The organism is Caballeronia calidae, assembly GCF_900044055.2.
Taxonomy (GTDB): domain Bacteria; phylum Pseudomonadota; class Gammaproteobacteria; order Burkholderiales; family Burkholderiaceae; genus Caballeronia; species Caballeronia calidae.
This window is the reverse complement of sequence record NZ_FCOX02000159.1, coordinates 1-6,164: the sequence shown is the minus strand read 5'-3', so window position 1 is coordinate 6,164 and position 6,164 is coordinate 1. Positions and strand designations below refer to the sequence as shown.

The 6,164-nt window shown below is 57.0% G+C and carries 5 protein-coding genes and 1 pseudogene; 2 read left to right on the top strand and 4 right to left on the bottom strand.

The annotated features are described in order from the left end of the window. The first annotated feature begins 270 nt into the window (after nt 1-270). On the top strand, nt 271-1,401 hold the full coding sequence (locus AWB78_RS41130; protein ID WP_062612870.1) for an IS110 family RNA-guided transposase: 1,131 nt from the start codon (nt 271-273) through the stop codon (nt 1,399-1,401). A 619-nt stretch (nt 1,402-2,020) separates the two neighbouring features. On the opposite strand, the gene AWB78_RS41125 is transcribed toward AWB78_RS41130, so the two are convergent. From AWB78_RS41125 to AWB78_RS41110, 4 genes are all read right to left on the bottom strand, one after another. Beyond that, nucleotides 2,021-2,455 (bottom strand): DUF29 domain-containing protein, encoded by a 435-nt coding sequence (locus tag AWB78_RS41125; protein WP_062612872.1) that lies wholly within the window; start codon nt 2,453-2,455, stop codon nt 2,021-2,023. A 96-nt stretch (nt 2,456-2,551) separates the two neighbouring features. Further along, entirely contained in the window at nt 2,552-3,010 is a 459-nt protein-coding gene (locus AWB78_RS41120) for a helix-turn-helix domain-containing protein (protein ID WP_269768981.1), read from the bottom strand. Between the two features lie 554 nt (nt 3,011-3,564). Beyond that, nucleotides 3,565-3,867: a hypothetical protein gene (locus AWB78_RS41115; RefSeq protein WP_157697850.1), complete on the bottom strand. Its 303-nt coding sequence runs from the start codon at nt 3,865-3,867 to the stop codon at nt 3,565-3,567. A gap of 15 nt (nt 3,868-3,882) precedes the next feature. Further along, complete coding sequence (locus tag AWB78_RS41110; RefSeq protein WP_157697849.1) at nt 3,883-4,476, bottom strand: hypothetical protein; 594 nt, start codon at nt 4,474-4,476, stop codon at nt 3,883-3,885. A 640-nt stretch (nt 4,477-5,116) separates the two neighbouring features. Between AWB78_RS41110 and AWB78_RS50205 the strand changes: the two are divergent. Continuing rightward, nucleotides 5,117-6,164, top strand: a pseudogene (locus AWB78_RS50205) (IS701 family transposase); the annotation flags it as partial.

Here is a 6,164-nt window from a genome sequence, read left to right as displayed (position 1 = left end):
ACGGGTGTCTCGACCATCAGCGCCGAACAATCCGAGGTGCTCAATGCCCTGAACGTGAAAAAACCGGCCGCCCCGCAGCAGCTCGCGCTGTTGTAGTGGCATTTTTTAAAATCGACATCAATAAAATCAGGTAGTTGCGCGATTAGTCAGTATGACTCCGCGAGGTAGAGGCTGGCCCGCCGCGAGGACTCAAACGCGGGTTAGCATTTCTGCCAGAGCCGCACGGTGTGGACAGGGCCACACCCGGCGATATCCATCACGGAGGCCAGCGTGGAAAACGATAGCACACTGTACGTAGGGCTCGACGTTCACAAGGATTCGATCACGGTTGCTTATGCGCTAGGCACAGGCGAGGTCGAACTGCTCGGCAAGATTGGCACGACGAAGACGGATATTGATCGCCTGTGTAAGCGCCTGCAATCGAAGGCGCGGCACATCCGCATCGTTTACGAGGCGGGCCCATGCGGCTATGGACTTTACCGTCAGCTCGTGCAGAAGGGATTTGACTGCATGGTGTGCGCGCCGTCGCTGATTCCGAAAAAGCCGGGCGATCGGGTCAAGACTGACCGGCGTGATGCGATCAAGCTAGTGCGGTCGCTGCGCGCCGGCGACCTGTCAGCGGTGTACGTGCCCAGCGTGGAAGACGAAGCATTCCGCGATCTGGCTCGCGCGTGGGTCAGCGCCAAGGACGATCTTAAGCGTGCCCGGCAACGGCTGAAGGCCTTTCTGCTCTTGCATGGCGTGCGCTATGCCGGCCGCGCCGACTGGGGAGCTGCGCACCGGCGCTGGCTGAGCGCCTATGCTCTCGACAGCGCCTGGCAGCAACTGGCGTTCGAGGAGTATCGGCGCACGATCGAGGATCGCGTGGCGCAATGCGACCGGCTGGAGGCCGCGTTGCACGAGGCCGTCGTCAACTGGCGATTCTATCCTGCCGTGCTGGGCCTACAGACGATGCGCGGCGTGCAGTTCACCACGGCAGTGGGCATGCTCGCCGAGCTCGGGGATCTGTCACGCTTCGCCCACCCGCGCCAGCTGATGGCCTGGCTGGGGGTGACGCCGTCCGAACGCTCGTCGGGCGACAAGCGCCGTCAGGGCAGCATCACCAAGAACGGCAACAGCTATGCAAGAAAGTTGCTGGTGGAAGCGGCCTGGAGCTACCAGCACCCGGCCCGCGTGAGTCCCGAAATCCAGCGCCGACACGAAGGCATCCCCAAGCCCATCGTTGACCGCGCCTGGGACGCGCAGGTGCGCCTGTGCCGGCGCTACCGGAAGCTCGTCGCGCGCGGCAAGCAGAAGAATATTGCGGTGGTCGCGGTCGCTCGCGAACTCGCCGGTTTCATCTGGGACATCAGCCAGCTCGCCATGTCGCTCGCCGTACGGCCCGAGGTGCGCATGGCGTGAGCCAACCCTTGAGCAACGCGTAAATCAACCCTCACCACCCGAGCAAGAGTTTCCTGAAGGCGGCGTAGCCCGGCACCCGAGCAACCCGCGAGACAGTTAGGCAACGGATTTGATTCGACTTGCGGCATTAGATAGCGGCAGGCTCGCTGGGCGGACTTCTGTAATGCGGTAACCAACCCGCGGATATCAGCATGATCCACCGTCGAGATTTACTGCTACGTCGCCCTCAGGAAATTCAGATGGCAGCTCAAAACCCAAAACCGATCCCGTCTTGACAAGCGGAGTCATATCAACTGTCGAACTCAGGGGCGCCGGGTGGCATCAGAGTGCTTCGCTCAGGCTGGCCCACAATCTGCGCCTGCTCACGCTCCCGCCGTACTCGCCTGAGCTCAATCCAGTTGAACCCGGCAACAGCACGATGTGTATCGAGATTTTGGGCCTGGTTAAGGACCCAAATCTCTCGGCCGTTAAGGGCGTTACACAGCTTAGGCTGAAGTCCGTGGGACCTGGGAACAATCAGGCTACCTTTAGCAGACAATCAGGGGACATCTGGGAGACCGTTTGAGAACAATGACGACAGCTTACATGGCGAACTTCATGGCGAACGAAGCTGGCGCCATCATAATTCTGGGTAAAAGTCGATAACCAGTGCTTGTTCCATTGACCAAGGACATGCCTCCGGAAACTCATCGAGGCCGGTTTCATCAATCGCTTTGCTTACAGCATCGGCCCACATTCGGCTAGTCCACTTGGGGTCGGTCAAAGATTTTTTGAGGCTTGGGGTCTCATCTAGAGCAGCATCTAGCGCTCGCCGCTGCTCCTTGATCGTCCGCTGCCAGCTCGATCCACGACGACCAGGCTGATATTGCCATTTGAGCAAGTGGGCCAACAGAACGGCCATCCGGTTGGCCAACTCGCGCTGTTCACTCTTACCCACGTCCTCAATCTCCTCTGCTAGATGTTCAATGTCTAAGGCCGAAAAATTACCCGCACGCAGCAACGCCGCCTGCTCATTAGCCCAGGCCACCACGTCCTTTTCGTAGCTCGTACCCATCACACGCTCCTGTTCGTCATACTCCGCATAGTCTGCGTCCATCGCGCGGCCGATAGCAGGATTACCGCATAGCTGGTGCGGTAATCGGGACGCGCATCATGCTCCCTTGTGAAAGTCGATTTGGGCCTGCTCCGACGGCTCTATTGCCCCTAGCGCTGTGTTGGCCACGACGACCTCTTCGTCCGCATGTAAGAAAGGGGTATGCCGCAAGATTGGCTTTGGCGGATTGACTGGCGCAGCCTTAGTTCTTTCATCTTGCTCGTCGAAATTCAGAATGACCTCTGCACTAAAAGATGCCCATCGGCCATCGGCGCGAGCTGTCCAGAAAACGCCGCTATTGACGCGGTACACATTCGCGGTGCCAACCTTCAAGACATCAATCCACTGCTGCTCTCGCAGCAGCGCAACCGCTCGCTTAATTGTTGGTTTGCTTAGCTTAGTGAGCTTCGCAAGAGACTCTTGAGAAATCATCACCGCGTTTTGTTTGTTCATTACCTTAACCAAGCTGGTCAAGAGCTTCCGAGCAGCCGGGGAGCGAAATGCAAGCTCGTCCAGTTCGTCTAGGTAGCGCCCCGAACCTGGACAATGCCTTGATTCACCGCCCCCGATTTGAGCTTAGCGAGCTCACCCCGTAGGCGTTCATTCTCTATCGCGAGATGATCCCTATTTGGATCACTACCGACGGTCTCTTAGTTCATAACGTAACTCACAACAATTTTAAGTGATACCTTCGACTCATTGTACGTGAGCTTAGAGGTATCGTAAATGAGCTCACAGCTCATCCAGGGTGATCCCTTTACAAATCGCCTGATGCTTTACGGGTAAAGGCTCCCCGCGATTTTGAGGGTATCCCGCTCTTTATCCTGTTGCGCCGGGGAACGGGACGTTGCCTTGGTTCATGCATGATATTGCTATAGATTGTTAGTTGCTTTATCTTTGTTGCCGAGCGCCACCAGTTGCCACCGCGCCGCTTAGGGAACGCCACCAGTTCGCCGAGCGTTGCAATGCCCTCGCTTTTCCCAGCCGACGCACCACGCGCGGAGACGCAGCCAGGCTGACCGTCGGTGGATTGGGATGCGGCGACAGTGCCGCCAGCTGCCCTTCCGCGACTATGCAATACGCGACGGCCGTGAGATGTGCGTCCGTGCTGACCGATCGACGCGCGCAAGTGATTGTCGAGCGGTGGTACCGTGCGCCATCGCGAGCACTACCGGCATGTCGAGCATCGTCGTCAGGTGCCGCATCGCGCCGAGCGTCAGCGCATGCGGACCGTCGTCGGTGAGGTAGTAGGTGCGCGCGAACCGCGGCCGGATGCGCTCCACGTACGCACGCAGCGCCACAAAGCCCCTGGTCGTAAAGCGCCGCTTACTGGCAAGCGCTTCAGGGGCGGCGCTGGCGAATCCGCGCACCAACGTTGGACGTCGAAGCTACTTTAAACCTTCTTCGTCTTTATCGTTAGAAAGTTTCGCTTCGGATTTCACCTTCGATTTCTCAGCTTCAGCCCGCTTTTTCGCTGCTTGTTCCTTTTTGTGCTCAGCCTTATTGAAACCAAATGCATCTCTTTTAGATGCCGACTCCAACTTTCCAACCGTATCTCTGTTAACGTTCAATTGCTTATCGAGAGCGTTAATTCTCGTCTTATTTGGCGATGCATTCCACTCCGGTGAGTCGCGATAAGATTTGAAAGTGTCACCGTTATCGTCAATCAAAAGTGGCGGGAGCTTCCTCCTCGCATTCTTGTCTGTGTACTTAATACTAACAACCTGCCCATTAAAAACATTTTGCCACTCGCCAAGCACCACAGTTATATGCTCCTTATCGTTGTTTGGCGAAAACCCCCTATCCCCCTCCTTTTTGAACGCGAGGGTCTTCTCCTTCCCTCTTGCTTTCCAAGCCTTATTTTCGGTGACGGAAGAAAATATCTTTGCGATTTTCTTGCGATTGTTGTCGTCACCTTGCTCCAATGCTGCATGCTCAATAATTAATTTCGCCGTTCCCGGCTTGCACTCAATTACCGCCACTATGTCGCTGTTTTCAGAATAAGTCGATGCGTATGCGTGGCTCGGCAGCCCATGCCACTGATTTCAACTTTTTGCATGTCAAGAGCACTGAAGAGCTCGTCCGCATACATGGCACGAAAGAATACTTCGTTTCCATTCTCTAGACGCCTTACGCCAAGCGGACACTCTGTTTTTCCTCCGCGCGCATAATTCGCGTCATCGTGCTTGACATAGTGATCTGGAAAAGATTCCGTCACGGCTAGGTACGCCGCTTTCGATGGTTTCGCCAAGGATACTTTTCCACTGCGGCAAGCATCCAACTTTAGCGGCGCGTTCACCAGGTCAGCTAATTTTCCCATTGAGATGGGAGACCCCTTTCCGCCACTTAATTTTTTCGGCGTTAACTTTGTCAAGTCGACACTATCAACATTCAAATTACTGAGAGCGGGAATCTTGCTTATTGGATTAAATCCATCTATTTACTCCTTTCTCGACTTTAGACATTGAGCACCCCGGTGAGGGGCGCTGGAAAATGGTTTGGAATTCGAAAAAAACTTGACATAGACAGGCAATCGTGGGGCCGCCGCGCTGCTTGCGCGAGGTTTTAGCGCAAGCAGCGCGGCGGCCAATGAGAATCGTTTTCGGTTCTCTTGCGATAGCCATGTCACTGTCGAAACGCACTGAGTTTTACCTGAGCGAATGGATCAACGTTCTGCTTACCGCCGTGCCGCTTCGCTCCCAAACCAGCTTTCTCGAGCTGCTGTGCGGGTGCATGATTTCGCCCGAAGGATGGGTGAGTCGCGCAATCTCGGCCATTGGGTGTACGCGCCACTGGACGGCATATTTCAAGCTTCTGGAGCGTGGCACCTGGCGTACGGTGCCACTCGCGCGAGCGCTGCTGAGACTGGTGCTTGTCGTCTTGCCCAGCGGCACGCTCACCATGGTCCTGGACGATACGCTGATCATGCGCTGCTCGAAGAGGGCGCCGGGCGGTCGCGTGGCGACGCGAGCACAGCGGCAAGACCAACCGGCCCAAACATGTCTGGGCGCAATGCATCGTGACTCTGGGTGTGAGCGTACTGGGCAACGGGGGCGTCGGCATGGTGCTGCCGATCCTCTCGCGACTGGTTCCGGAAACGGGCAATACTAACAAGCTCAAGATTGCGCTGGCGCTTGTGCGTGCTGTCTCGGGAGTGACGGAGCGGCCCATACGTGTGCTGTTCGACTCCTGGTTCATGCGCGCGCGTCTGGTCCTGCCATTGCTGCGTCGGAACATGCACGTCATCGGCCAGGCGCGTATCGATACCGCGCTGTTTCTGCCGCCCGCACGATCCGGTGGGCCCCGGCGTGGACGGCCTCGCATCTATGGCCAGCGTCTGAGCGCCGAGGCCATCGAAGCGCTGCCCGCAACCGAATTGACGATGAGGCTCTATGGCAAGGAACAGCGCGTGCGCCTGCATTCGATCGTCGCCGTGGCTCGCTTCCTCAAGGGCACGACGGTGCGCGCCGTCTGGTGCCAGTTCTACAACGACAAGCGGCAGGAATGGACAAAGCGACGCCTGATCCTGGCTTCCGAAGTGGATCTGGAGGCACAGACCATTGTTCAGCTTTACGCGCGCCGCTGGGGCATAGAACCGCTGTTTCACAATCTCAAGCGTTGGTGGGGATTCAACAATCTCTGGCAGCAGACGCGCACCGTACTCGAACTC